General features: G+C 63.5%; 25 protein-coding genes, 1 tRNA gene, 1 other RNA gene and 1 pseudogene. 15 read left to right on the top strand and 13 right to left on the bottom strand.

The window, feature by feature from the left end; translation table 11 throughout:
- Nucleotides 1–124: 124 nt before the first annotated feature.
- The gene (locus ACQCST_RS12460; protein ID WP_426996077.1) at nt 125–1,189 is read right to left on the bottom strand and encodes a D-2-hydroxyacid dehydrogenase; all 1,065 of its coding nucleotides are present in this window, start codon (nt 1,187–1,189) and stop codon (nt 125–127) included.
- A 71-nt stretch (nt 1,190–1,260) separates the two neighbouring features.
- On the opposite strand from ACQCST_RS12460, the gene ACQCST_RS12455 reads away from it, so the two are divergent.
- From ACQCST_RS12455 to ACQCST_RS12445, 3 genes are read left to right on the top strand one after another with little or no spacing between them, the layout of a single operon-like run.
- Entirely contained in the window at nt 1,261–2,190 is a 930-nt protein-coding gene (locus tag ACQCST_RS12455) for an NAD(P)-dependent oxidoreductase (RefSeq protein WP_426996076.1), read from the top strand.
- Nucleotides 2,187–2,957, top strand: coding sequence for an SDR family oxidoreductase (locus ACQCST_RS12450; protein WP_426996075.1), 771 nt, complete (start codon nt 2,187–2,189; stop codon nt 2,955–2,957). The genes ACQCST_RS12455 and ACQCST_RS12450 overlap by 4 nt, the downstream gene beginning before the upstream one ends.
- The gene (locus ACQCST_RS12445; protein ID WP_426996074.1) at nt 2,957–4,021 is read left to right on the top strand and encodes an L-idonate 5-dehydrogenase; all 1,065 of its coding nucleotides are present in this window, start codon (nt 2,957–2,959) and stop codon (nt 4,019–4,021) included. The genes ACQCST_RS12450 and ACQCST_RS12445 overlap by 1 nt, the downstream gene beginning before the upstream one ends.
- Nucleotides 4,022–4,035: 14 nt before the next feature.
- On the opposite strand, the gene ACQCST_RS12440 is transcribed toward ACQCST_RS12445, so the two are convergent.
- Nucleotides 4,036–4,764 (bottom strand): FadR/GntR family transcriptional regulator, encoded by a 729-nt coding sequence (locus ACQCST_RS12440; RefSeq protein ID WP_426996073.1) that lies wholly within the window; start codon nt 4,762–4,764, stop codon nt 4,036–4,038.
- A 254-nt stretch (nt 4,765–5,018) separates the two neighbouring features.
- Here ACQCST_RS12440 and gndA point away from each other — a divergent pair, with 254 nt between their 5' ends.
- Together gndA and ACQCST_RS12430 are read left to right on the top strand one after the other, a co-directional pair.
- Complete coding sequence (gene gndA, locus ACQCST_RS12435; RefSeq protein WP_426996072.1) at nt 5,019–6,455, top strand: NADP-dependent phosphogluconate dehydrogenase; 1,437 nt, start codon at nt 5,019–5,021, stop codon at nt 6,453–6,455.
- Nucleotides 6,456–6,551: 96 nt separating this feature from the next.
- Nucleotides 6,552–7,412 carry an oxidoreductase gene (locus tag ACQCST_RS12430; RefSeq protein ID WP_426996071.1) on the top strand — a complete coding sequence of 287 codons (861 nt, stop codon included), beginning with the start codon at nt 6,552–6,554 and terminating at the stop codon, nt 7,410–7,412.
- Here ACQCST_RS12430 and epsC read toward each other — a convergent pair.
- The 3 genes from epsC to msrA all read right to left on the bottom strand — a co-directional run bounded on the left by epsC (nt 7,409) and on the right by msrA (nt 9,560).
- Entirely contained in the window at nt 7,409–7,993 is a 585-nt protein-coding gene (gene epsC / locus ACQCST_RS12425) for a serine O-acetyltransferase EpsC (protein ID WP_426996070.1), read from the bottom strand. The genes ACQCST_RS12430 and epsC overlap by 4 nt on opposite strands.
- A gap of 41 nt (nt 7,994–8,034) precedes the next feature.
- On the bottom strand, nt 8,035–8,970 hold the full coding sequence (gene cysK / locus ACQCST_RS12420; protein WP_426996069.1) for a cysteine synthase A: 936 nt from the start codon (nt 8,968–8,970) through the stop codon (nt 8,035–8,037).
- A 65-nt stretch (nt 8,971–9,035) separates the two neighbouring features.
- Nucleotides 9,036–9,560 (bottom strand): peptide-methionine (S)-S-oxide reductase MsrA, encoded by a 525-nt coding sequence (gene msrA, locus ACQCST_RS12415; RefSeq protein WP_426999171.1) that lies wholly within the window; start codon nt 9,558–9,560, stop codon nt 9,036–9,038.
- A gap of 99 nt (nt 9,561–9,659) precedes the next feature.
- Between msrA and ACQCST_RS12410 the strand changes: the two genes are divergently transcribed.
- The 3 genes from ACQCST_RS12410 to ACQCST_RS12400 all read left to right on the top strand — a co-directional run bounded on the left by ACQCST_RS12410 (nt 9,660) and on the right by ACQCST_RS12400 (nt 11,776).
- Nucleotides 9,660–10,568, top strand: coding sequence for a Nif3-like dinuclear metal center hexameric protein (locus ACQCST_RS12410; RefSeq protein WP_426996068.1), 909 nt, complete (start codon nt 9,660–9,662; stop codon nt 10,566–10,568).
- A 62-nt stretch (nt 10,569–10,630) separates the two neighbouring features.
- Entirely contained in the window at nt 10,631–11,368 is a 738-nt protein-coding gene (locus ACQCST_RS12405; protein ID WP_426996067.1) for a zinc ribbon domain-containing protein, read from the top strand.
- 3 nt (nt 11,369–11,371) lie between these two features.
- Complete coding sequence (locus ACQCST_RS12400) at nt 11,372–11,776, top strand: VOC family protein (protein WP_426996066.1); 405 nt, start codon at nt 11,372–11,374, stop codon at nt 11,774–11,776.
- Nucleotides 11,777–11,782: 6 nt separating this feature from the next.
- On the opposite strand, the gene ACQCST_RS12395 is transcribed toward ACQCST_RS12400, so the two are convergent.
- Both ACQCST_RS12395 and ACQCST_RS12390 read right to left on the bottom strand, forming a co-directional pair.
- The gene (locus tag ACQCST_RS12395; RefSeq protein WP_426996065.1) at nt 11,783–12,547 is read right to left on the bottom strand and encodes a YaaA family protein; all 765 of its coding nucleotides are present in this window, start codon (nt 12,545–12,547) and stop codon (nt 11,783–11,785) included.
- Between the two features lie 33 nt (nt 12,548–12,580).
- Nucleotides 12,581–13,438 carry an alpha/beta hydrolase gene (locus ACQCST_RS12390; RefSeq protein WP_426996064.1) on the bottom strand — a complete coding sequence of 286 codons (858 nt, stop codon included), beginning with the start codon at nt 13,436–13,438 and terminating at the stop codon, nt 12,581–12,583.
- Between the two features lie 68 nt (nt 13,439–13,506).
- On the opposite strand from ACQCST_RS12390, the gene rnpB reads away from it, so the two are divergent.
- From rnpB to ACQCST_RS12370, 4 genes are all read left to right on the top strand, one after another.
- Nucleotides 13,507–13,899: RNase P RNA component class A (rnpB, locus tag ACQCST_RS12385), an RNA gene on the top strand.
- 270 nt (nt 13,900–14,169) lie between these two features.
- A complete protein-coding gene (locus ACQCST_RS12380) occupies nt 14,170–15,651 on the top strand; it encodes a glyceraldehyde-3-phosphate dehydrogenase (RefSeq protein ID WP_426996063.1) in 1,482 nt (493 codons plus the stop codon).
- A 76-nt stretch (nt 15,652–15,727) separates the two neighbouring features.
- On the top strand, nt 15,728–15,937 hold the full coding sequence (locus ACQCST_RS12375) for a hypothetical protein (RefSeq protein WP_426996062.1): 210 nt from the start codon (nt 15,728–15,730) through the stop codon (nt 15,935–15,937).
- A gap of 142 nt (nt 15,938–16,079) precedes the next feature.
- A complete protein-coding gene (locus ACQCST_RS12370) occupies nt 16,080–16,877 on the top strand; it encodes an HNH endonuclease family protein (protein WP_426996061.1) in 798 nt (265 codons plus the stop codon).
- Here the strand turns inward: ACQCST_RS12370 and ACQCST_RS12365 are convergent.
- The 4 genes from ACQCST_RS12365 to orn all read right to left on the bottom strand — a co-directional run bounded on the left by ACQCST_RS12365 (nt 16,864) and on the right by orn (nt 19,306).
- The gene (locus ACQCST_RS12365) at nt 16,864–17,754 is read right to left on the bottom strand and encodes an acyltransferase domain-containing protein (protein ID WP_426996060.1); all 891 of its coding nucleotides are present in this window, start codon (nt 17,752–17,754) and stop codon (nt 16,864–16,866) included. The genes ACQCST_RS12370 and ACQCST_RS12365 overlap by 14 nt on opposite strands.
- Nucleotides 17,755–17,758: 4 nt before the next feature.
- A complete protein-coding gene (gene def / locus ACQCST_RS12360; RefSeq protein WP_426996059.1) occupies nt 17,759–18,331 on the bottom strand; it encodes a peptide deformylase in 573 nt (190 codons plus the stop codon).
- Between the two features lie 124 nt (nt 18,332–18,455).
- Nucleotides 18,456–18,528 (bottom strand) — tRNA-His (locus ACQCST_RS12355).
- 130 nt (nt 18,529–18,658) lie between these two features.
- On the bottom strand, nt 18,659–19,306 hold the full coding sequence (gene orn, locus ACQCST_RS12350) for an oligoribonuclease (RefSeq protein ID WP_426996058.1): 648 nt from the start codon (nt 19,304–19,306) through the stop codon (nt 18,659–18,661).
- Between the two features lie 148 nt (nt 19,307–19,454).
- On the opposite strand from orn, the gene mptB reads away from it, so the two are divergent.
- The 3 genes from mptB to ACQCST_RS12335 all read left to right on the top strand — a co-directional run bounded on the left by mptB (nt 19,455) and on the right by ACQCST_RS12335 (nt 22,503).
- On the top strand, nt 19,455–21,008 hold the full coding sequence (gene mptB, locus ACQCST_RS12345; protein ID WP_426996057.1) for a polyprenol phosphomannose-dependent alpha 1,6 mannosyltransferase MptB: 1,554 nt from the start codon (nt 19,455–19,457) through the stop codon (nt 21,006–21,008).
- Between the two features lie 32 nt (nt 21,009–21,040).
- Complete coding sequence (locus ACQCST_RS12340; RefSeq protein ID WP_426996056.1) at nt 21,041–21,550, top strand: ROK family protein; 510 nt, start codon at nt 21,041–21,043, stop codon at nt 21,548–21,550.
- 158 nt (nt 21,551–21,708) lie between these two features.
- Nucleotides 21,709–22,503, top strand: coding sequence for a sugar phosphate isomerase/epimerase family protein (locus ACQCST_RS12335; RefSeq protein ID WP_426996055.1), 795 nt, complete (start codon nt 21,709–21,711; stop codon nt 22,501–22,503).
- A gap of 4 nt (nt 22,504–22,507) precedes the next feature.
- Here the strand turns inward: ACQCST_RS12335 and ACQCST_RS12330 are convergent.
- Nucleotides 22,508–23,264, bottom strand: a pseudogene (locus ACQCST_RS12330) (alpha/beta hydrolase).
- Nucleotides 23,265–23,334: 70 nt separating this feature from the next.
- Nucleotides 23,335–24,411: a LacI family DNA-binding transcriptional regulator gene (locus ACQCST_RS12325; protein WP_426996054.1), complete on the bottom strand. Its 1,077-nt coding sequence runs from the start codon at nt 24,409–24,411 to the stop codon at nt 23,335–23,337.
- Nucleotides 24,412–24,530 lie beyond the last annotated feature (119 nt).

Genomic DNA, 24,530 nt, shown 5'->3' with positions numbered 1-24,530 from the left:
TTGCGGCATCGGCCGGAACGCGAAGAGCCGGGCAACCTCGGAGGGTTGCCCGGCTCTTGAGGCCGCAGCCTGCTCCATCTGGCGTCGGACCGGATCTCGCCTGGTTTACGGGATCACGCCAGATTTAGTAGAAGTAAACAGGGTCCACGAGGTGCGTGAGCTCCCCGCCGTCGAGGAACGTGCGCAGGTTGCTGCAGAAGCGCTCCGAGATGAGCCGGTTCTCGGCCACACTCAACGCGGAGGTATGCGGGGAGACCATGACCTGGGGGTGGTTCCACAGCAGGCTGTCCTGGGGGAGCGGCTCAACGGCGAAGACATCGAGGCAGGCATACGAGATCTGGCCGTTGTCCAGTGCCTCCAACAGCGCGGCTTCGTCCACTACGGTGCCCCGGCCCACATTGACGAAAACCGTCCCGGGCTTCATGGCGGCAAAGATGGCTCTGTTAAACAGTTTCTCCGTGTACGGGGTGCCTGGAAGGGTGTTCACTACGGCGTCCGCCGAAGCCAGCAGCCCCGGCAGACCGTCATTTCCGGCTACCTCAACGATGCCATCGATTGCTTCGATGGTCCGTTTGGTTCCGCTGACGCGCATGCCCAGTGCACGGGCAATCCGGGCAGTTTCCAGTCCGATTTCGCCCAGTCCTGTCACCACCAGCGAGGATCCGTTGACCAGCCGGGTGGGGGTGCGCAGCTCCGGCCACACCTTGGCGGCCTGATCCTTGGCCAGTTCACCACTTCGCTTGAAACCGTTGAGAATCCCCAGAGCCGCGAACTCAGCGAGCGGCAGTGCATGGACCCCGGCGGAAGTGGTGACTTTGAATTTTTGCAGCGTGTCGGTGTCCAGGCCGGATACCTTGACAGTACCGCCGGCCCCTGCCGCCATGGCCTGGATCCACTGCAGGTGCGGATTCTCTCTGGCGATCCGGGCCAGTCCTGCCGGGCTTTCATTGGGGAACCCGTAAAGGACCTGCGCCTTGTTGAGCATGGCCCAGTAGCGTTCGTCCTGTTCGGGCGAGCGCTGGAAGTCGGGATCGCCGGTATGGTCGGCCGGAAAACGCTCCGGCGGCAACAGTTCGGGTTGGTAGAGAACAGTTACGGAGGGATCTACGGCGCGGATGTGCTCGACAAACTCTGATTCGAGCGGGACGGCGATCGCGACGGTGGTTTCAGTCGTCATAGTGTTCATCATACTGAATGGAGGTTAGGATATTGAACAGGTTTCTCTGGATTAACCACTAACGACATGAGGTGGCGATGCACATGAATGAAAGAAGGGCAGGTTTTGTGGGCCTGGGGCTGATGGGTGCGCCCATGGCTGCCAACCTCGTGGCCAGGGGCTGGCAGGTCACGGCCTGGAACCGCTCGCCCGGTGCCCTGGACGATTTTGAGGCACGTGGAGGTAGCCGCGCCCCGGATGTCGCGGCCTTGCGGGACGAACCCGTGATCGTTTTTATGCTCCCGGACCTGTCCTATATCGAGGAATCGGCTGCCGGGCTGTTGGCCAGCTGGGCGGAGACGCCCCCGAAGCCGGGAACCGCCGTGGTGATCATGAGCAGTGTCTCGCCCGCCGGGGTCAAAGACTTCGGTGCAAGGGTCCGCGAATTGGCCCGCGGACTCGTGGCGGTTATTGATGCGCCGGTCAGCGGCGGGACCACGGGCGCCGCAGCAGGAACACTTGCGATCATGGCGGGCGCCAGCGAGGAGGACTTCCAGCGGCTTCGCCCGCTTTTTAACGCGATGGGAACAACAGCGCGCCGGATGGGTGAGCTGGGAGCAGGATCGCTTGCCAAAGCCTGCAACCAGTTGATTGTCGGAACCACGACGGCGGCACTCGCCGAGGCGGCCGAGCTCGCCGGGCGCTCGGGAATGGACGTGTCAGCGCTTTTCGAGGTGATGTCCGGAGGACTCGCCGGAAGCCGGGTGCTGGACGGTGTGGGCCCCAGGCTGGCACAGAAGGACTACACCCCCACCGGGCCGGCAAAGTTCATGCACAAGGATCTGTCCTTTGTTGTTGAAGGAGCGGCAGCAGCAGGCGCGGCCGTCCCGCTGGCGAGTGCCGGCGTCGAACTTTATGCCGAACTCAAGCGTCAGGGACTGGGGGACCAGGACCTGTCTGTGATCAGAGAGGTCATTTCAAATCTCAGCGATACAGCCGCGGACACGGCGAAGAAAGGCAATCCCACCGCATGAGTGCACTATTTGACCTGACCGGGCGCATAGCCCTGGTGACCGGATCCAGCCGCGGAATCGGGAATGCCCTGGCACATGCCTTGGCAGAGTCCGGAGCAACTGTGGTGCTTAACGGCATCAATCCGGACCGGCTCCAGGCGGCGGAGGCGGCCATGGCCGCAGATTTCCCTGCCGGCAGGATCCGCACCTGCGCCTTCGATGTCACGAGCGACACAGCCGCAGCGCAGGGCATTGCCTGGATTGAGGAGCATGTAGGTCCGCTGGAAATCCTGGTAAACAACGCCGGAATCCAGCACCGGGTGCCCATGCTGGATCTCGATGTGAGTGACTGGGACCGGGTCATCAAAACCGACCTCACCAGCGCGTTCCTCGTAGGCCGTGAAGCAGCACGGCACATGATTACTCGCGGCCACGGAAAAATCATCAACATCTGCTCCGTACAGACGGACCTGGCCCGTCCCACTATCGCGCCCTACGTTGCCGCTAAGGGAGGGCTGCGTAACCTGACCCGCGCCATGACTGCCGAGTGGGCAGCATCCGGGCTCCAGATCAACGGCATTGCCCCCGGCTATATCCACACTGAAATGACTCAGAATCTGGTGGACGATCCCGATTTCAATTCATGGATCCTGGGGCGCACTCCCGCGAAACGGTGGGGCACCGTTCAGGACCTCTCCGGAACGGCCGTATGGCTTGCCTCGGACGGCTCAAACTTTGTGAATGGCCAGACCATTTTCGTCGATGGCGGAATGACGGTGGTGGTCTGATGGCACGCGGAAGGGAACTGCCCGCGTCCGCGCCCGCCGTCGTGGCGTACGCCGCGGGCGATCTCCGCATTGAGGACGTACCGCTCGGGGCCCCGGCGCCGGACGAGGCAGTTATCGCGGTGGCGTACGGCGGGATCTGCGGCTCAGACCTGCACTACTGGATGCACGGTGCGGCCGGTGAATCAGTACTGAAAGGGCCCATGGTGCTGGGTCACGAGATTGTTGGCGTGGTTGCGCGCGCCGCGGCGGACGGCAGCGGCCCGGCCGCCGGAACGTCTGTGGCGGTGCATCCTGCCACGCCAGGACCCGGCGGGGCGAAGTTTCCGGAAGACCGGCCAAATCTGTCTCCGGGCTGCACCTATCTGGGAAGCGCAGCCCGTTTCCCGCACAGCGACGGCGCGTTCAGCCGCTATGCCAACCTGCCATCCCGGATGCTCCGGCCCTTGCCGGAAAACGTCGAGCTGCGGACAGCGGCACTGATAGAACCCGCAAGTGTTGCATGGCACGCGGTGGGACGCGCAGGTGATGTGGCCGGGAAAACCGCCCTGGTGATAGGCAGCGGGCCCATCGGCGCTCTCGCCGTGGCAGTCCTGAAGCGCGCCGGTGCGGCACGGATTGTTGCCGTGGATATGCACAGGAAGCCGTTGGAAATCGCACTGGCTGTAGGCGCGGACGTTGTGCTGAACGGCGACGAAACGGACGCCATCGCTGCAGTGGAAGCGGATATCGTGATCGAATCCTCCGGCAGCCACCACGGGCTGGCGTCGGCCATCATCGGGGCTGCCCGTGGCGGGAAGGTGGTGATGGTGGGCCTGCTGCCCTCGGGTCCGCAGCCGGTGCTGATTTCACTGGCCATCACCCGCGAACTGGAACTGCTGGGATCATTCCGCTTCAACGGCGAAATCGATGACGTGATCGGGGCACTGGCTGACGGTTCGCTCCACATCGCACCGGTGATCACCCACGAATTCGGCCTGGACCGGGGACTGGAAGCCTTTGAGGTAGCCCGTAACTCAGCTGAATCAGGGAAGGTGCTGCTCGACCTCCGCGGAACGGCACGCTGACCGGAACGGCGCGTTCAGCGGGGCCGAACGGAGGCGAATACGCGCGGCTGGTCTTCCCAGCCGCCCTCCATTTCCGAAATTGTGTGGCGCATTATGCGGTTGGATGCTTCCCGCGCGGCGCCGGCGTCGCCGGCTGAAATGGCCTCGGCCACATCCATGTGCCACTGTAGGGCGGTTTCGCCGGGGTGGTCCGGCATCAGGCCATGGACAGTCCGGCCCGTCAGCGTCTCGGCTACCTGGCCCACGAGGTTGGCGAACATTTCGTTGCCGGATCCTGTCAGCAGCAGCGAATGGAAGTGAATGTCCAGCTCCAGGAAACGGGGGACATCTCCGGAGCGGCCGGCGTCGCGCATCGCCACCGACACTTCCAGCAGTTCCCGCCGCAGCTCCGCCGGCGCATGCGCCGCCGCCAGCTCTGCCGCCACGGGCTCGACGGCGGAGCGCAGCTCGGCGAGCGAGCGGAGCTGGGCCCCGCGGCCGTCACCAGCGAGCCTCCAGCGGATCACCAGGGGATCGAAGGGATTCCAACGGCTGGCCGGCAGGACCCGGATTCCCACCCGTTTGATGGTTTCCACGAGACCCAGCGATTGAAGGACGCGTACTGCTTCACGGACCACGGAGCGGGAAACTTTCAGCTCGTCTTCCAGCTGTTCGGCCAGCATGACGTGGCCGGTGGGAAGAAAACCGGCAACGATCCGGGTGCCCAGATGCTCAATGGCGCGATGGTGCAGGCTGGTTGACATAGTGGTAAGCATAATAGGGTCGGCCCCGATCGTTCCCGGCGCCATCGCGGGCGGTTGGGATGCCTCGTCATCACGCATCATAGACTGATTGTGACGCGCTCCCTTTCCAACAGGTGGGCGCTACTTTCCCGTTGCCTCAGCAAATACATATGCTTTATTCAGAAGCTTTTTCACACCCACTGGTTCCTTGAGCGTGTTCCGCAGGAAGTGCGGGACTGATTGCACACGTTGCACATGAATGAATTGGAGTTTTGATGTCAGCACACATCGGTGTCACCGGCCTTGCGGTGATGGGCGCCAACCTGGCCCGCAACCTGGCCCGGAACGGCTTCACCGTTGCCCTGCACAACAGGTCTGTTGAAAAGACCGACGCACTGCTGGAGAAGCATGGCGGCGATGGTGACTTTGTGCGCACGGAAACCCTCCAGGAGCTGGTGGATTCGCTCGAGAAGCCCCGCCGTGTACTCATCATGGTCAAGGCCGGCAAGCCCGTGGACTCGGTCATCGAACAGCTCGCACCGCTGCTGGAGGCCGGGGACATCATCATCGACGCCGGCAACTCGCACTACGAGGACACCCGGCGCCGCGAAGCAGCACTCGCAGCCAAGGATCTGCACTTCGTGGGCATCGGCGTCTCCGGCGGCGAAGAGGGTGCGCTCAACGGCCCCTCCATCATGCCCGGCGGTTCCAAGGAGTCCTATGAAGCCTTGGGGCCGCTGCTTGAGAAGATCGCCGCCCACGTTGACGGCAAGCCGTGCTGTGCCTGGATCGGCACCGACGGCGCCGGCCACTTCGTGAAGATGGTCCACAACGGCATCGAATATGCGGATATGCAGGTCATCGGCGAAGCCTTCGACCTGCTGCGCTCCGGTGCCGGCATCGAACCGGCCGAGCAGTCCAAGATCTTCGCTGAGTGGAACAAGGGCGAGCTCGCCTCCTTCCTCATCGAAATCTCCGCCGAGGTCCTCGGGCACGTGGACACCCGGACGGGCAAGCCGTTCGTCGACGTCGTCGTGGATGCCGCAGGCCAGAAGGGGACCGGCCGCTGGACCGTCATCTCCGCGCTGGAACTGGGATCCCCGACGTCGGGCATCGCGGAGTCGGTCTTCGCTCGCGCACTGTCTTCCCAGTCCGAGCAGCGCAAGCTGGCCCAGCAGCTGCTCGCCGGTGAGGAAATCAACGTCGAGGTTCCGGAATCCTTCGTGGAAGACGTGCGCCAGGCGCTGTACGCTTCCAAACTGGTCTCCTACGCCCAGGGGCTGGACATGCTCACCTCCGCTGCGAAAGAGTACGGCTGGAACCTGAAGCTGGACCAGATCGCATCGCTGTGGCGCGGTGGCTGCATCATCCGTGCGGAGCTGCTCAAGGAAATCACCAAAGCCTACGCCGCGGATGAAAAGCCCGCCAACCTGCTCTTCGCTCCGGCCTTCACCAAGGCCATTGCCGAAGTCCTTCCCGCCTGGCGCCGAGTGGTCTCCACCGCCGTCCAGCTGGGTATCCCGGTGCCGGTGTTCTCCTCCTCGCTGGCTTACTACGACGGCCTGCGCCGCAAGCGACTCCCGGCCGCCGTCATCCAGGGCCAGCGTGACCTCTTCGGAGCCCACACCTACGGGCGCGTGGATGCCGAAGGAAGTTTCCATACGCTCTGGGGCGAAGACAAGTCTGAAATTGAAGCAGTGGACACTCACTGACTTCAGGACCCGGATTGTTTTAAGCAACGGCCGGCGTTTCCCCGATATTCTGGGAGTCGCCGGCTGTTGTTGTATCCGCCTATCCAGGAGTCCAGAGTGTCCCAGCTAATAGCGATTGTCACAGGTGCTTCCGCCGGAATCGGCTATGAAGCCGCGAAGAAGCTGAGCGGGGAGGGCTTCACGGTCTATGCGGGGGCCAGGCGGGTGGACAAAATGGCTCCCCTCAAGGAGCACGGCGTGAGGGTCCTGTCCCTTGACGTGACTGACGAGGCGTCCATGAGTGCCGCCGTCGACGAGGTTCTTGCCGCGCACGGCAGGATCGACGTCCTGGTGAACAACGCCGGCTACGGCTCATACGGTTCGCTCGAAGAAGTGGAGCTGGCGGAAGGGCGCCGGCAGTTTGAAGTTAACGTGTTCGGTCTGGCCAGGATGACCCAGCTGGTGCTGCCCGTCATGCGTGCAGCCGGCCGGGGCCGGATCATTAACGTCTCCTCTATCGGCGGCAAGATGCACGAACCTCTGGGCGCCTGGTACCACGCCACCAAGTTCGCCGTTGAAGGGCTTAGCGATTCGCTGCGCGTGGAGCTCCGGCCCCACGGTATTGGCGTTTCCATCATTGAGCCGGCAGGAACCCAGACGGAGTGGGGCGCTATCTCCGGCCAAAATCTGTTGGCGGCATCCGGGCATGGTCCCTACCAGGAGCAGTCCAAGGTGATGGCCGCCGCTCTGGCATCCACAGATGGTTCGGCCATGTCCACCCACCCTGAGGCCATAGCAGACGCCATAGCGCACGCGGCGACCTCCCCACGCCCCAAGACGCGCTATCCGGTGGGCAAGGGGGCGCGCGCCATACTGACGCTGCGGCGGGTCCTGCCTGACCGAGTGTTCGACAGGCTGCTCTGGACTATCTACCAGCGGTTTTCTCGTAAGTTCCCGCGGGCAGGGAAGAGCCGCTAAATCCGGTATTCGATGTCGTACTCGGCCGGATCCACCGCGGGCTTCGTTTCCCGCTGGGCATCACGGTGGCGCCATCTGGCAGGGACACCGGTGACGATTGATTCCGGCGGGGCGTCCTTGACTACGACGGCGTTTGCGCCCACGGCGCTGTCCCTGCCGATGGTGATGGGTCCCAGGATTTTGGCGCCCGCACCGATGGTGACGCGGTCTTCGATGGTGGGGTGACGCTTGACCTTGGCCAGCGAACGGCCGCCGAGCGTCACACCGTGGTAGATCATGACGTCTTCACCGATTTCGGCTGTCTCGCCGATGACCACACCCATTCCGTGGTCGATGAAAAAGCGTCGGCCGATGGTGGCGCCGGGATGGATCTCAATCCCGGTCAGAAACCGGGCCAGTTGGGAGACGAGGCGGGCAGGGAAGCGCAGCAACGCGTTCTGCCACATCTTGTGGGTCAGCCGGTGCGCCCAGATGGCGTGCAGGCCGGAGTAGACGAAAAAGTTCTCAAAAGAACCTCGAGCCGCCGGGTCGTGGGACCGGGCGGCGTCGAGGTCTTCCTTCAGTCTTGCGAAAAAGCTCACAAAGATCTTTCTACAGGAAAAGGGGGACAGCGGACCCGGTCTTAGCCCCGGATGTCGTCATACAGCACGGTGGAGATGTAACGTTCGCCGAAATCGGGAACGAGCGCAACAATCAGCTTCCCCTTGTTCTCCGGACGTTTTGCCAGCTCCAGGGCGCCCCAGACGGCTGCACCGGCGGAAATGCCGCCGAGAATGCCTTCCTTGTTGCCAAGCGCGCGGGCGGTGGCCACCGAATCCTCGAGTGTTGCATCCAGAACTTCGTCGTACACGTTGGTGTCCAGGATTTCGGGGATGAAATTTGCGCCGAGTCCCTGGATCTTGTGCGGGCCGGGTGCCCCGCCGTTCAGGATGGCGGAGTCCTTGGGCTCAACAGCCACAATCTGGATCTCCGGCTTGCGTTCTTTCAGGACCTGCCCGACGCCGGTGATGGTGCCGCCCGTGCCGACACCGCCGACAAAAATGTCCACCTTGCCATCGGTGTCCGACCAGATTTCCTCGGCCGTGGTGGTGCGGTGAATCTCCGGGTTGGCCTCGTTGGCGAACTGCTGGGCCCAGATGGAGTTCTCCGTGTTGGCAACGAGCTCCTGGGCCTTCTCCACGGCGCCGCGCATGCCTTCGGAGCCGGGGGTCAGGACGATCTCTGCACCGAACGCACGGAGCATAACGCGGCGTTCCGTGGACATGGTCTCGGGCATGGTCAGGATGACTTTGTAGCCGCGGGCTGCGCCGACCATCGCCAGGGCGATTCCGGTGTTGCCTGAGGTACCTTCCACAATCGTCCCGCCGGGCTTCAGGGCACCGGACTTCTCGGCCGCATCAACAATGGCGACGCCGATGCGGTCCTTGACGCTGTTAGCCGGGTTGTAGAACTCGAGCTTGACAGCCACTGTGGCGTCCAGCCCTTCGGCCAGCCGGTTCAGGCGGACAAGCGGGGTCCCGCCGACCAGCTGCGTTACATCGTCATAGATCCGTGCCATGTACATATGCCTATCTCTGAAGAGTGAATACTGAGGTCAGCCTAACGATGGCAGACGGGCCGCTGCTAAGCATTAAGCCATGCAGAGTAATATTTCCTCGCCTTGGCCAGCTTCGGATTGATGATCACCTGACAGTAGCCCTGTTCGGGGTACTTGGCGTAGTAGTTCTGGTGCACTTCTTCGGCGGTATGGAACACCGGAAGCCTGCTGACCTCTGTCACGATCGGGTGCGCCCACAGGGCCTGGTTCCTTTCGATCGCTTCTTCGAAGAGGATCTTCTGTGCTGTGGTCTCGTAGAACATGGACGAGCGGTACTGCGTCCCGACGTCGTATCCCTGCCTGTTGAGCGTGGTGGGATCGTGCAGGGCAAAGAACATGTCAAGGATCACCGCGGCGGGGATGATGCTCTCGTCAAACGTGACAGCCACTACCTCAGCGTGGCCCGTTGTCCCGCCGCAGACGGAGTAGTAGTCAGGGTTGGGCTCATGGCCGCCGGTGTAGCCGGACACCACCGAGGTGACGCCCCTGGTTCGCTGGTAGACGGCGTCGAGGCACCAGAAGCAGCCTCCGCCAAGCACAAAAGTTTCCATGTCCTCTTCAATGGTCAAAAGGTCCTGATGATTCCCTGACCACCTTACGAGAGTGTGACGGGTGCAGGCGAGCACCATACATAGGGTAAAAATGGGGGTATGGAACCTGTGAACTCCGACGTTGCAGAAGCGGCCCATCGCAGTCCCGGCGCCGCTGAAGAGTCCGATGCGCCCACCCTCGGACAGCTGCTGCTCGCCGCGGAGGAACTCTGGCCCGAATCGCTCGCCGAGGACTGGGACGAGGTTGGCCTCGTGGCAGGCCACCCGTCGGCCGCCGTCCGCCGGGTATTGTTCGCCGTTGATCCCACACTAGAGGTCATCGAAGAAGCTGTGGAGTGGGGCGCCCAGCTGCTCATCACCCATCACCCGCTGCTGCTCAAGGGTGTCACTTCAGTTGCTGCCAGCACAGCCAAGGGCAAGGCAATCCACCGGCTGATTGAGTCGGGCACAGCGCTGCTGACGGTTCACACGAACGGTGATTCCGCCGTCGGAGGTGTATCCGACGTCTTGGCCGATGCCTTGGGCCTTCAGGACGTTACACCGCTGACAGCGGCCTCCAACGGGCTGCCGGAGGAAGGGATCGGACGAGTAGGCGATCTGGCCGAGGTGATGACCCTGGGAGATTTCGCGGCCCGCGTTTTCAGTATTTTGCCTTCCGTGGCCGGCGGCGTCCGAGTCTCAGGGGACAAGGACGGGTTGGTCCGCCGGGTTGCCGTATGCGGCGGCGCCGGAGATTCTCTGTTCAACGAAGTGCGGGCCAGCAATGCTGACATTTTTGTCACCGCGGATCTGCGCCACCACCCCGCGTCAGAGGCGCGCGAGGCCGCCATCAACGGACGCCCCTATCTCATTGATGTATCGCACTTTGCCAGCGAATGGTTGTGGCTGCCGGCGGCGGCTGAGGCGTTGGGCAATGTTCTCGCGGATCAGGGCCACGACGTGGAGGTCCGCGTCAGTACCACCAACAGCGATCCCTGGGACTTCATTCTGACTCCGGGCGGGGACTAGAGTCTATAGAGCGCCGGTAAGGGTGCCCGGCCCAGGCCGGACGGGAACAAGCGGAGGTAATTGTGGCTAAGGCAGCACCGGCGGAACAGTTGAAGTTGCTCGAACTGCAGGGACTTGACGCCAAGCTCAAGTCACTGTCCAACCGCCGCCGCAGCCATGAGACCGATCCCCGGATCGAGGACCTCCAGGCAGCGTTGAACGTAGCCAACGGAGAACTGGGCGGCGCCAAGATGGCCGTCCACGATGCCGAGTCCGAGTTGAAACGCTCCGAAGCCGATGTTGAGCAGGTTGCCTCCAGGATCGAACGCGACGAAGCGCGGCTGAACAGCGGGACGGGGCTGTCCAAGGATCTGGTTGCCCTGCAAAGAGATATCGCGTCCCTTAACAAGAGGCGGTCGGACCTCGAAGACGTTGAACTCGAAGTCATGGAGCGGCTCGAGGGGCTCCGCACCAGACAGGCCGCCCAGCAACAGATCGTGGACGATATCCAGGGTTCCTTCGGGGTGATCCGCGCGGAACTGGACGAGTCATTGGACGGAATCGCTGCCGAAGCAGCCGGGGTGGCAGAACGGCGTGCGGAATTCGCGGCCGGCCTGGACGCCGGAATGCTTGCCGTCTATGAGAAGACGCTGGCCAAGCGCGGCGTCGGTGCGGCCCGCCTGTTCCACGGGACGTCGGAGGGTTCCGGAATGCAGCTGAGTCCCGGCGACCTTGCGGAAATCAAGGCCGCAGCCGGGGACGACATTGTGTTCTGCCCCGATTCGGGCTGCATACTGGTCCGGTCCGCAGACTGGGCCTGAACGTTGGCCGTCGGAACACGCGGCCTGCTCCATCATATTGAACTGTGGGTTTCCGATCTCGCGCTTGCCGAAGCCTCGCTCGGCTGGCTGCTGGCCGAGCTTGGCTATGTGGCCGGGGAGCGTTGGCCGAGCGGGGTCAGCTACCAGGGGGCCGGGGAGTACATCGTGCTCGAAGCCGGACCTGATGTTTTGCCCGGCCCGCATGAGCGCTGCCGCCCCGGGCTCAACCATCTGGCCTTCCACGCAGGCCCCGCCGCCGAACTGGACACACTGGTCCGCGCCGCCGCCGATCACGGATGGACGGCCATGTTTGCCGACAAATACCCGTTCGCCGGCGGTAACGGCCACTACGCTGCTTATCTGGAAAATGCGGCGGGATTCGAAGTGGAGCTTGTCGCGGAAAACTAGCCGCGTTCAGCCGGGCAGGACGATGTTCAGCGCGTGCGCTTTGCGTGTGGTGCCCGGGACAAGCTCGGCCGTCCATTTCTCGCTTGCGGCTTCGTGTAACTCCTCCGGTGTCTGAGGTGCTCTGCCTTGCCGCGTCAGCAGATGCCGCGCCAGCTCTCCGCGGGTGTGCTTGGCAAAATGGCTCACCACTTTCCGCACTCCGTTGACATCGGAAAAGACATTAACAGCCACGGTGTGTTGCGGCGGCGGTGTCCACGCCGCAGCGTATGTGCTGGACCTGCAATCCACCAGTAGCTGGCCTTGAGCGGCAGCGGCGAGGGCATCAGTGAGCTGCGGTTTCCAGAATGACGCGAGGCGTCCGACGTCGGGCAATGAAGTTGCCATCGACAGGCGGTAGGCGGGCACGCGATCGGCGAAGCGGATGGCGCCCCACAACGCCGAAATAACCAGCACATGCTGGTCCGCCTTGCGCCGCTGGGCTGCGGTCATGGTCTTGTAGCCCAGGGCGTCGTAAAGAACGCCGGAATAGACCTGATGGGCAGGCGCCGCCGGTTCGGCGCGGAGCCGGGTGTTGCGTTCGACGTCGCGCTTCAGCGATGCGCCCACGCCCAGCAACGCCAGGGCGTCCTCGTGCGCGCTGACGGTCCCCAGTGCCTCAAGCACCGTGGCACGGCTAGCGTTCAGCCCGGGAAATGCAAGGGCTGCCCAGTCGACGGCGTCACCACTGACTGCGGGGGTCTTGCCTTCGGAAGGGGGGAGCAGAATCAGCACCGTACGATCCTACCGGTGCCGTGACGGGCCTTTTCAACCCAGGTGCTTGCCGAGGAAAGAGATCACGTCAGGCAGGATCTCGCGCCAATACTGTTCATCGTGGCCGCCTTGCCGGAAACCGCCGCTGTGTTCTCCTGGCAGGCCCTTGGCATAGTCCCTGACGCTGTACAGCAGATTGTCGCCCGTGCCGCAGTCAATCCGCTTCGGCAGCAGCTCCAGCTCCGGCCGCAGAGCGAAAACATCGTTGGCCGCAAAGTCTGCGGCACTGTCGAAATTGTCCTGCCGGGCGGTGTCGTACTGGCTCCAGACAGCGGGGCTCATCGCGGCTACGGCGCGGAGGCCGGGAAGACGGTGCTGCGACGCGAGCAGTAGGGCGCCGAAGCCGCCCATGGAGAGGCCGAACACTGCGGTCCGCCCGGCATCAAAGCCCAATCCGGCCAGCAGCGGAACGAATTCCTGCAGCAGCATGGATTGGGTGTCGGAGCCGTCGGTGCGGCGGTGCCACCAGGAATTTCCACCGTCCGCGGCTGCGATGGCGAAAGGAGTGCCGCCCTGGCCGACGTAGCGGGAAAGCTCCTCATGGGCGCGCAGATCATCAAAGACCATCCCGTTGTCACCGCCCATACCGTGGAGGAAAAGGGCCACAGGGAGCTGCGCTGCGGTGGGTCCGGTGGCGCCGGTTCCGGTGGCGCCGCCCGGGGCTGCAACGGTCCATTCAGTGGTGACACCGGTGCGGTACAGGGAGACGAACGATCCATGTTTAAGCTCGACGTCCACGGGCTCCGCACCCGGATAGCCTGGCGCCGCCGAACACGAGGCAAGCAATCCGGCGGCAACCGCACCCGCGCCGAGCACCAGAAAGCGACGTCGGCACGGGTTGGGCTTTTCCATAGCCCGATCATAGGCCGGCGCAGCGGCGCGCAGGCGGATCCTGCGGAGACCGTAGAATGGATGCCGGATGGGTTGACCAGGCGGCCGCGCGTCACGCAAGTGGCTCGAGGAACGTCCGGGCTCCGCAGGGCAGGGTGGTGGGTAACGCCCACTCGGGGTAACCCGCAGGCCAGTGCCACAGAGAACAGACCGCCCGCCTTCATGCTGTGTCCGCACAGCCGAAGAGCAGGTAAGGGTGAAACGGTGGTGTAAGAGACCACCAGCTTCCCGGGTGACCGGGAAGGCTAGGTAAACCCCACCCGGAGCAAGGCCAGACAGGGCATGATTGAGGGCTGCTCGCCCGAGTGCCCGGGTAGGCCGCTGGAGGGCGTCGGCAACGGCGTCCGTAGATGGATGGCCGCTACTCCCGCACCGGCAACGGTGAGGGATGACAGAACCCGGCGTATCGGTCAACCCATCCACCCACCCGGCAAGGCGCCGGTACGGCGCCGCTGTGAGTGATTTCACTCGCAGCCGGGCCCTCGTGGCCCCCGGGGCGGTTCTAGAATGGATAGTGAACGTAGAGGTTCTTCCGCCGGAATAGCGTTGGCAGCCGGCGGATTTTCATTGCACACGTTTCAGGCATCCGGGGTGGACCGAAACCCCGGCAGCGCCTGCGCCCCTGGATAGCCTCCGGTGGGCCGCCATCTGCATACGAGGACGTATGCGGTTGACCCGAGGAAGGTAGTTCTGTGAGCCATACGTCAGATTCTTGTCTTGATACGTGGATGGGCCGTGAAGCGCTCGCCGAGGCCATGATTCCTGTGATCGGCCGGTTGTACCGCGAAAACAACGTGGTGACCAGCATCCACGGGCGAAGCCTGATCAACAAGTCCACCATGAACATCCTCAAGGCGCACCGTTTTGCGCGCCGCATGAGCAAGGACGAACTCCTCCTGGAGGAGACAGCGCCGCTGCTGGACGCGCTCGCCGGGCTTGAGCTCGGTGCGGCGGCGATTGACATCGCCCGCCTGAACCAGAAGTTCAAGGCCGAGGCCGACGGCGTCAGCCTGGAGGACTTCCTGCGCACCGAGCTTGCCGAGGTAGTAGGCAAGCGGGGCGGCGACGACCGCACCAGCACCGACGTCGTGCTCTATGGTTTTGGGCGCATTGGCCGCCTGCTGGCCCGCCTCCTGATTGAAAAGGCGGGCGGCGGACACGGGTTGCGGCTGCGCGCCATTGTGGTCCGCCGGGGTGCGGAAAATGACCTGGCCAAGCGTGCCAGCCTTCTTCGCCGTGATTCCGTCCACGGCTCCTTTGAGGGCACCATCAAGGTGGACCAGGAAGCCAACACGATCACCGCCAACGGTGTGCAGGTCCAGATTATCTATTCCGACAACCCCGCAGCGGTGGATTACACGGCCTACGGCATCAAGGACGCCCTGGTGGTGGACAATACGGGACGATGGCGCGATGCTGACGGCCTCTCACAGCACCTCCAGAGCAAAGGCGTGGCGCGGGTTCTGCTCACGGCTCCGGGCAAAGGCGATCTGAAGAACATCGTCCATGGCATCAACCACGGATCCATCTCCGACTCTGACAGGATCGTCACGGCGGCCTCCTGCACCACCAACGCCATCACGCCGGTGCTGAAGGCCATCAACGACAAATACGGAGTTGTCCACGGACATGTCGAGACCGTGCACTCGTTTACGAATGACCAGAACCTGATCGACAACTTCCACAAGGGCGACCGCCGTGGCCGCTCGGCCGCTTTGAACATGGTCATCACCGAAACCGGCGCCGCAAAGGCCGTGGCCAAGGCCCTGCCGGAGCTGCTGGGCAAGCTGACAGGCAGCTCCATCCGCGTCCCCACTCCCGATGTCTCCCTGGCCATCCTGAACCTGAGCCTGGAGAACGGCACCACCAAAGACGAGGTCAACAACTACCTTCGGGAGATGTCACTGCACTCGGATTTGCGCAAGCAGATCGACTACATCGATTCACCCGAGGTTGTCTCCACCGACTTCGTGGGTTCCCGGCGGGCCGGCATTGTCGACGGCCTGGCGACAATTTCCAACGAAAAGAACCTCGTGTTGTACGTCTGGTACGACAACGAGTTCGGCTACAGCTGCCAGGTGGTCCGCGTAATGGAGGAGATGGCGGGCGTCAACCCTCCGTCGTTCCCTGCCAAGGAGCCGGCATCAGTGTTGGCAGCGGTCGCCACCGTTTAGTTCAAAGCAGGCAGGTCTGCGTAACTTCCCGGCTGATGCTCTGGAATCAGCCGGGAAACGGGACCAAGATGGAGTCATGGACAACACATCAGCTCTCCAGCACGACACCTCCCTCGAACACGCCCTGGACGTGGCCAGGGCCAATCACAAGGAAGCCATCCGGCTGCTTGATGAGGCCCGCGCAGCACATCAGGCCGGCGATATCCGCCAGGATCGGGTGAGTCAGCTCGAAGAGCTGCTGGATCTGGCTGCCGAGGACCTGAAGCGGGTCACCAGGGAGCAGTAGATTCGCCGCTGGCCACTCGAACGTTGTCTTCACCCCTCTTCCACAGGACACTTGTCCTCCACACTGTGGATATCGTCGTGACTGTCGCGGGTCTGACCTAAGCTCTTGTGGTGCGGTACAGATTCAGTGGAGCGGGAAGAACATGACCATCAGTTGGGCAGCGTACCGGCGCGCCCGGCGCCGGGCACGGCAGGCCTGGGCGGTACTGCTGCTTGTGGCAGTATCAGGCATCGCAGGGATTGCCTGGTTTTTTACCGCCGGTCAGTTTGCAGCGGCCGAACCGCAGGTCACCGGTCCCAGCGAGATGCCGGTGCTGGACCGCACCTGGATGAAGGCCGTGGCGTCCGTAGAGCCGGTGCCGGAGGGTGCCGCATCAGCAGCCCTGGATGGGCTTCCGGTCAAGGGCAGAGCGCCCAAGGACAACTACCAGCGCACCAACTTCGGCCAGGCCTGGCTGGACGTTGACCGCAACGGCTGCGATACCCGCAACGACATTCTCCGCCGTGATCTCGCCAATCCGGTCTTCACCGAGGGATCAGGATGCCGTGTGGCCTCAGGGACGTTCCAGGAGCCCTACACGGGAAGAACTGTGGCCTTTGAACGGGGTGCGGAAAGCAGCAAAGCCGTACAGATAGACCACGTTGTGGCACTTGGCGACGCCTGGCAGAAAGGGGCCCAGCAGCTCACACCGCCGCAGCGCCAGAGCCTGGCCAACGATCCCCTCAACCTGATCGCCGCCGACGGCCCGGCCAACCAGGAGAAAAGCGCCTCGGATGCAGCCAGCTGGCTGCCCAAGAACAAGGCGTTCCGCTGCCACTACGTGGCCCGCCAGATTTCAGTCAAAGCGGCCTACCGGCTGTGGGTCACCCAGGCCGAGAAGGATGCCATGAAACGTGTCCTGGATTCCTGCCCGGGACAGCCGACCATCATTCCGCGTTGAGTATCAGGTGCCCGTGTCCCAGCTGCCAGGTGCCGCCGTTGTCTATCCTCTCCAGCACCGCGCGCTGCAGCGACGTCTTGCGTGGGAGCGCGCTGAGGTCATCCAGACCGCGGTGCCGGAAGGTGAAGTAGACGGCGTCTTCGGGCGCATCGGTGCACATATCAAGTTCAAACCGGCGCGCAAAGGCTGCGATATTGCTGTCCGGCAGTGCGGCCGCCAGATACGGGTCCAACATCCAGGACGAGCACACTGCTCCGGTCACCGGTTTGTCTGGAAAGTATGCGGCAAAGAAGGTTCGCGCCAAGCCCAGACTCTCCTCCACCAGGGACGGTGAGAGACCGGCGCCTGCTCCCTGAAGCTCCGGAATATGAACACCGAGAACCCACTCCCCGGCGCCGGACCGGGCAGTTGCATCCAGCTTCCGGATCAGGTGGAACTGCAGCCGGCCCAACTGCAGGATGTTTCCTGCCATGTGGAGAGTCAGCCATGACCAAGTGTCCGCGCCGAACATTCCGTGGACCCGGCGGTTGATGGCGAGCTGGCGGCCCACGTCCGCCAGGATGGCGGCTGACACCATGTGGGGAATGCCCAGGCCAGCGTGCCATTCGGGCACCCGGGGTGCGAAGCGCAGAATTGCCTCCAGCCACGATTCAGCTGAGATGCCGTCCTGGCGGGCGGAGGAGGAGGGAAAGCGCCCCAGGCGCCGATCAAGCCCAGCCAAAGCCAGCTGCACGTCGGGTCCGGCAGGCGCATCAAGCAGCGCAGCGCAGCCTGGACGGTCCGCTTCCTGGATATCCAGGAGTTCAAACAGGGCACTCCGGCCGGAAGGATCCGGTGTTGCGGTGATGTTCCCTGCGGTGCTTTCCGGCAATGTCATGACGTCAGTGTCCGAAGGGGTCAGGATCGACGCCGGGCATCCAGGTGAGTCCGGGGACGCCCCAGCCGCTCTTCTTGGCCTGCTTCTTGGCTTTCCTCTTATGGCGGTCCACTAGCCGGTCAACGTATAGCTTGCCGTCAAGGTGATCGAATTCGTGCTGGATGACGCGGGCAAACCAGCCGGTTGCCTCAAAATCCACGGCCAGGCCCTCACCGTCAAAGCCCTGGACCCTGGCCCACTCGGCCCGCTTGAGCGGATATTGACCGCCAGGGAAAGACAGGCAGCCTTCCTCTTCCTCGTCCGGATCAGGAAGTGCCCCGGAAATTTTGGAGAGCGTCAACACCGGGTTGACCAGCACGCCGCTGGGGGGTGCGCCGTCGTCGTTGGCAAATTTGTAGATGAAGATGCGCTTTCCCACACCCACCTGGGGTGCGGCCAAGCCTACCCCGTTGGCAACATCATTGGTTTCGAACATGTCGGCAATCAAGGTACGGAGACCGTCGTCGTAGACCTCGACTTCGCTGGCACGGCGGTGCAACACCGGCTCGCCCCAGATGGTGATTGGCAGAACAGTCATGTCAGGCGGATCCTTTGGTGCTTTGCGGTGTGCAGCCGTCAAATGGGGCGAAAACGAACAAAGGCCGCACCGGATATCCGGTGCGGCCTTTGTGACTGGGCGGCATATCATGCCGTCCCGTGAGGGTGAGCGACGGGGGTTGAACCCGCGACCTCCTGGACCACAACCAGGCGCTCTGCCAACTGAGCTACGCCCACCATGTGCTTACCAGGCCAACCGGCGTACCGGCTGTCTGAAAAGGCAACGTCAAATAGTTTACCTGCTGTTCGGGGGTGCTTTTGCCACTTTTGCGGTTTTAGCTGAAATTTCCTGCAAACGTGGCGCAGATTACTCTGCGGGCTGCTCCGCGGCAGGAGCGATCGGGGGCTCGGCGGGTACGGAAATCCGCTTGGAAATCCGCTGCGCGGTGGCGCTGTCCGGTCCCGGGGCGGGCACAAAAACGGCTTCCCGGTAATACCGCAGCTCGTCAATCGAGTCCTGGATGTCGCCAAGCGCCCGGTGTCCGCCGTGCTTGGCGGGGGCCTGGAAGTACGCTCTGGCAAACCAGCGGCGTGAGAGCTCCTTGATGGTGCTCACATCGATGATCCGGTAGTGCAGATGTTCCACAATGGAAGGCATATCCCGGGCGAGGAAGACCCGGTCTGTCCCCACGGAATTTCCGCCCAGCGGAGCCTTGCGCGGTTCGGGGACCCACTTCTCGATGTATTCCAGGACTGCGGCCTCGGCCTCGGCGATGGTCTTGCCGTGGGGAAGTTCCTCCAGCAGCCCGGACCGTGTGTGCATGTCCCGGACAAAATCGTTCATCTGCGTCAGCGCAGCATCGTCCGGTTTGATGACGACGTCCACGCCGTCACCGAGAATATTGAGTTCCGAATCCGTTACCAGGGCTGCCACCTCAATGAGGGCGTCGTTTTTGGAGTCCAGACCGGTCATTTCGCAGTCGATCCAGACAATGCGTTCGTTAGATATAGGCACCCGCCCAGCCTATCGTTTCACCGTGACAGAACGGTCCGGTGCTAGGATTTCGGGTACGCGGCGACGCGATTTCCGTCGTCGTGACCCCCTTTGGCCGGTGAGCCCCCGCCACGGGCGGATGTCACACAACAGATTGGACAATCCTGAGATGACGGCGCGTGTGCCTGCGGCGGAGGATGTGGCCATTGGTGCGTCTCCGGACACAGCCGCCGAAGTCGACAATGCCCGGTCACCACTCATTGCCGGTTTCATCGGCTCAGTATTTATGGTTATCGGTTCGCTGGGCGTTGGCTGGCTGGCGCCGGCCTCCGAACTCCGGCGCATGCCCCTCTTTATCTGGATGCGGACCGAGACGGCGGGTGTTGTCTTGTCCATCGTATTGCTGGCCATCGGCGGAATGCTGCTGGTCAGGGCCTGGCTCCGGCTCGGGCAACGCGTCCGGGTGTGGGGCCTTGAAGCGCGGAAGGCCACACTGCAGGCAGTAGTGGCCTGGGGGTTGCCCATGATGTTCACCGTTCCTCTCTTCAGCCGCGACGTTTATGCCTACATCGGCCAGGGACGGCTCATGGTGGAGGGGTTCAATCCCTACGAACGCGGCATTTCGGCGCTGTCCAACTATTTCCAGCTCGGCGCAGACAAGATGTGGACCGAAGCTCCTGTTCCCTATGGGCAACTGTTCCTGTGGATCGAGCAGTTTGTAGTCTGGTCCACCAATGTGCATCCCGAGGCCGGCATTATGTTGTTCCGGCTGGCGGCACTCGTGGGCGTGGTGCTCTGCATTATCTATGTCCCCAAGCTCGCGGAACTCCACGGAGTAAATCCGCACCGTGCGCTGTGGCTGACAGCGGCCAACCCCCTGTTCCTCACCAACTTCATAGCCAGCGTGCACAACGACGCCCTGATGATCGGCCTCGCCCTGGCGGGGTTGTACTACTGTGCCACCCGACGGGTTGTCCTCGGCATTGTTCTGGTGACGCTCTCCATTTCAGTCAAGCCCATCACCATCGTCTTCCTGCCGTTTATTGGGCTGCTCTGGGCCGGAAAGAACGCCGGTTGGCCCAGGAAGTTTGTGTTCTGGGGCCTCACGGCAGGCATTAGCCTGGCCCTGCTGTATGCCATGAGCCTTGTGAACGGCTTCGGCTTCGGCTGGATCAACGGCTTGTCCGCACCCGGCAGTATCTGGATCTGGTACGCCCCGGTGGGGCTGTTGGGGCTCATCGTCGCCTCGATCGGCAATGCCTTCAGCCTGGACGGCTGGGGCCTTTCCAAATGGGTATACGACGCCGGTAAACTGCTGGCCGTAGGAATTGTTGCCTGGCAGATATTCAAGGGTGCCCACGACCGGCTGATGCGGCGTCTAACCCTGGCGTTTGCCGCCGTCGTTTTCCTGGCCCCGATGATCCAGTCCTGGTACGTGGTGTGGCTGATTCCGCTGTTTGCGGTCACAGGTATCCGTGATGACTGGCAGGTCAAGGCGCTGTACTTCATCGTGTCGTTCTTTATGGTCTACGCCATCTCAGACCAGCTGGAGGTGTTCCCCTATCTGCAGACCGAGGACCTGGGCCTGGCACTGGCGCTGGCGCGCAACGGCGCTGCGATCATCGCTCTCCTGTTTGCCCTCTACCTGATCTTCCTGGATCCGCGCACCAAACTCCTGTTCAGCAAGTCAGAGGAACCGGTCACCTCGCGTCCTGTCATCTGAGCGGCGTGATCCTGCCGGGCTGATTCGCCTTGGTGCAACGTCAGCCACCCGGCCGGCTGAGCCCGTGCCGTTCTGGACCGCAGGGCCAGGCCGGCGAAGTGGGCCACGTGGTGGTGGAGCCCTCCGGCCCCGTGTGCTCCTGCGGAGGCCGTGGCTGCCTGGAAACGTTTGCCGGCCAGGAGGCCATTTTCACAGAAGCGGGCATTCCGGAGGGGACCGCCTCCGCACGGTTGGCGCGGCTGCGCGAAGACCTCGGTGCCGGTGCGCCCGGCACCACTGCCGCCGTCGAACGCGCCGGACATTATCTGGGCATCGCCGCAGCCTCGACGGCCCCCCTGATGAATCTCTCAGCCGTGGTTCTCGGCGGCCATTTCACGCAGATGGGCCAGTGGATCGCTCCGGCCGTACGGCGCAGCCTGGCCGTCTATGCGCCCGATGTTGTCAGCCCCGCCCCGGGCGGCCGTTTCGGATCTCGGCGAGTCTGCGGCGTTGCTGGGGGCTGCAGGATCTTCACTGCGCTCTGTGCTGGCAGCACCGTATGAACCAGCGCTCCGTGCCGGGGTGCAGTGCCCGGAGACTGATGCCGGAGTGGTTCAGTGTTAAACCTGGTGCCGGTGCCGCAACAGTCGGGGCGGCTATGTACTTGGCAAGCGCATTCCCGGTAGTGTTGACGTCGATCTGCGCCAACAGAAGGATCTGCATGACGCTCGCACCAAGCCCCGAATTATCGGAGTGGACCATGCCCATCCTGACTACCGGCATCTGCTCGGTAACTTTGCGGGACCGCGCCATCGAGGACGTCGCGGCAGCGGCGTCCGCGGCGGACCTTGCCGGCATCGAATGGGGAACTGACGTGCATATCCGTGACGCAGCCTCGGCAGACCAGGCACGTGAACTGACCGCCGCCGCTGACCTCCAGGTCCTCTCGCTTGGTTCTTACTATCGGGTGGGCAGCCTCGGTGACTTCGACGCCCTGGTTTCCCTCGCCGCACGCCTCGGGGCCCGGCGGATCCGCGTGTGGGCAGGGGAAGCAGGCTCGGCAGAATCCGATGATGTGATCCGGGCATCGGTGGTGGAGGATGCACAGCGGATTGCCGGTCTCGCGGCTTCGCATGGACTTGACATTGCCTTTGAATATCACGGCGGAACGCTCACGGATTCCGTGGAGAGCACGCTCAAACTCATGGAAGAAGTGGACCGGCCCAATGTAGGGACCTACTGGCAGCCCGCCGTCGGACTCTCAGATCAGGAGGCCATTGCCTCCATCCATAGGGTGATCCGGTATGTCCGGGGAGTGCATTGTTTTTCGTGGTGGCCGCAGCGGGAGCGGCTTCCGCTGGCAGGGCGCAGACAGCTGCGGCAGTCCATTGCAGATATCCTGCGGGAACATGGCCGGCCCACCGACATCTTGCTTGAGTTTGTGGCGGATGACCTTCCTGAAAATGTCCTCCGGGACGCCGCCTTTCTGAACTTCATCTCGCTTGGCGAGGACTAGCGGGTTAAGCCCAGCCCTGCCGCCCCAGCCAGCCGGCACAAAGGCCGGTCCACTCCTCCGGCCCGGGTTCATCTGCGGCCAGGCCCAGTCCGTGTGGTCCATAGGGAAACACGTGGAGCTCCACCGGCACGCCGGCTCTGCCCAAAGCTGCGGCGTACGCCAGGCTATGTTGCGCGGGCACCGCGCGATCGTCGGCTGTGTGCCAGAGGAAAGCCGGCGGCGTGGAGGCCGCGGCGTTCAGCTCCGCTGACAGGGCGAGCCGCTGATCATCCGACGGCGTGTCGCCCAGGAGGTTCTCGATGCTTCCCTGGTGGACTGCTGAAGTGAAAGAGGCCACCGGATAGCACAGCACTGCGAGATCCGGGACCGACGCCGACGCATCCAGGACCGGGTCGCTGGTGGGCACGGCCGTCGAAAGGGTGGCGGCCAGATGGCCGCCGGCGGAAAATCCGAGCACGCCCACTCTCCTTGGGTCAACGGCCAGCCCGTGCCGACCGCCGCGGATCCAGCGCATCGCGTGTTTGGCATCCTCCAGCGGCACCGGGTGCCGGTCAGGGGATACCCGGTAGCGGAGCACAAATGCGTGGATTCCCAACGATGCCAGCCATTCGGCAACAGGTTCGGGTTTCGTGGCCCGCGTGATGACGGTATCCTCCGCCGGGCAGTACCAGCATCGCCGGGCGGGATTCGCCGCCACGCGCAGGGACCATCATGAGGGCACCTGGCCGGAACGGGCTGACAGCGGCCCGGGCACGGTTCATGGGTCTCGATTCTTCGCGGGGTTTGGGGAGCTGCGAAATTTCCACGGCCGTCTTTGAGCGGGACCCCAGGCTACGAAGCGGGTTCCGTGCTCCGCCGGAGCGTTACGTGGCCGCTGACGGCACGGGCGAGACCGTCGTCGTCCGTTTCTCCGGGGCTGAAAGTGGCAAGCCGGCCGATCTCCTCGAGCGGCAGACGCACCGTGGACAGGGCGGGGCGGAAGTCCCTGAGTGTTTCAATGTCGTCAAAGCCGGCGATCCAGACGTCCCGGGGGATTCGCAGACCTTCGGACCTGAGGGCCGCTGCGGCGCCAATGGCCATAACGTCGTTGGCCGCGAAGATGCAGAGGCGCTCAGGAGCGGTGGTGCCGGTCTCGCTGGCCGGTCCGCCGGCGTTGATGCGCTCCGCAAGTTCCAGGCCTGCCTCATAGCCTCCCTCACGGTTGAACCGGCGGCGGAGGATATCCGCGGCCGGCCGCCCTGCTTTGGCCAGGCCCTGCTGGAAACCGAGGATGCGGTCATCCGAAGTGAAGAGGCCCGCAGGTCCACCGATGATGGCAAACGCTCCGGTGTGGATCGCAGCAAGCGCTCCGGCCAGTTCGCCGGCCAGTTCCCTGTTGGGGACAGCCACCACGTGATAACCCTCCGTGGCAGTGGCCCCGACTATCGGATGCCCCACCACTCCCACCTGGCCGCCGTTGCGGCAGTAGCGGTCAAGTTCGGCTGCGAGCTGGGCATTGCCTTCGCTGTCTTCGCTCAGGGAGGAACGTGAGCCTGCAATGACGATTGAATCTGCCCTGCGCGCTGCGAACGCTGCCACTGCTTCCTTCTCGTCAGCGGGTGCCCCTCCCGTGGTGGCCAGCAGGACCATCCTGTTCTGCATCCTCGCGGCTGACTGGACACCTCGGGCGATTACTGAGAAGTAGGGGTCGGCAATGTCATGGACTACCAGTCCGATCAGTCCGGAGCTTGATTTCGCCAAACCCTGTGCCTGCGCGTTCGGAATGTAGCCGAGGGACTCCGCTGCCTGCCGCACCCGGTCCGCGATGTCCGGGCCGGGCGTGCGCGCGGAACCGTTGAGGACGCGTGAAGCGGTGGCTGGTGAAACTCCGGCCAGCCGGGCCACCTCGGTGAGGGTACTAGCAGCCACGGGTATCTCCTCTTCGGGCAAATTCAGTGCTGCCTACAGTATTGCAGCCTGTGTTCTTTTCGGAAAGCGCTTGCCATGCGCGCCGGAGGATGCATTATGGAAGGCAGTGGGAACGCGCT

It is taken from the genome of Pseudarthrobacter sp. N5 (assembly GCF_050157035.1).
In the GTDB taxonomy this organism is placed as follows: Bacteria; Actinomycetota; Actinomycetes; order Actinomycetales; family Micrococcaceae; genus Arthrobacter.
This window is presented reverse-complemented; position numbering and strand designations above follow the sequence as displayed.

What these genes read in the sequence shown, in the direction of transcription:
- ACQCST_RS12440 (WP_426996073.1), bottom strand. Translation starts at nt 4,764, where the DNA reads ATGTCAACCAGCCTGCACCATCGCGCCATTGAGCATCTGGGCACCCGG.
- def (WP_426996059.1), bottom strand. Translation starts at nt 18,331, where the DNA reads ATGACTGTTCTGCCAATCACCATCTGGGGCGAGCCGGTGTTGCACCGC.
- ACQCST_RS12365 (WP_426996060.1), bottom strand. Translation starts at nt 17,754, where the DNA reads ATGACATTGCCGGAAAGCACCGCAGGGAACATCACCGCAACACCGGAT.
- ACQCST_RS12375 (WP_426996062.1), top strand. Translation starts at nt 15,728, where the DNA reads ATGGACAACACATCAGCTCTCCAGCACGACACCTCCCTCGAACACGCC.
- cysK (WP_426996069.1), bottom strand. Translation starts at nt 8,970, where the DNA reads ATGGCACGGATCTATGACGATGTAACGCAGCTGGTCGGCGGGACCCCG.
- ACQCST_RS12455 (WP_426996076.1), top strand. Translation starts at nt 1,261, where the DNA reads ATGAATGAAAGAAGGGCAGGTTTTGTGGGCCTGGGGCTGATGGGTGCG.
- gndA (WP_426996072.1), top strand. Translation starts at nt 5,019, where the DNA reads ATGTCAGCACACATCGGTGTCACCGGCCTTGCGGTGATGGGCGCCAAC.
- mptB (WP_426996057.1), top strand. Translation starts at nt 19,455, where the DNA reads ATGACGGCGCGTGTGCCTGCGGCGGAGGATGTGGCCATTGGTGCGTCT.
- ACQCST_RS12335 (WP_426996055.1), top strand. Translation starts at nt 21,709, where the DNA reads ATGACGCTCGCACCAAGCCCCGAATTATCGGAGTGGACCATGCCCATC.
- ACQCST_RS12410 (WP_426996068.1), top strand. Translation starts at nt 9,660, where the DNA reads ATGGAACCTGTGAACTCCGACGTTGCAGAAGCGGCCCATCGCAGTCCC.
- ACQCST_RS12450 (WP_426996075.1), top strand. Translation starts at nt 2,187, where the DNA reads ATGAGTGCACTATTTGACCTGACCGGGCGCATAGCCCTGGTGACCGGA.
- ACQCST_RS12445 (WP_426996074.1), top strand. Translation starts at nt 2,957, where the DNA reads ATGGCACGCGGAAGGGAACTGCCCGCGTCCGCGCCCGCCGTCGTGGCG.
- ACQCST_RS12390 (WP_426996064.1), bottom strand. Translation starts at nt 13,438, where the DNA reads ATGGAAAAGCCCAACCCGTGCCGACGTCGCTTTCTGGTGCTCGGCGCG.
- ACQCST_RS12370 (WP_426996061.1), top strand. Translation starts at nt 16,080, where the DNA reads ATGACCATCAGTTGGGCAGCGTACCGGCGCGCCCGGCGCCGGGCACGG.
- msrA (WP_426999171.1), bottom strand. Translation starts at nt 9,560, where the DNA reads ATGGAAACTTTTGTGCTTGGCGGAGGCTGCTTCTGGTGCCTCGACGCC.
- ACQCST_RS12460 (WP_426996077.1), bottom strand. Translation starts at nt 1,189, where the DNA reads ATGATGAACACTATGACGACTGAAACCACCGTCGCGATCGCCGTCCCG.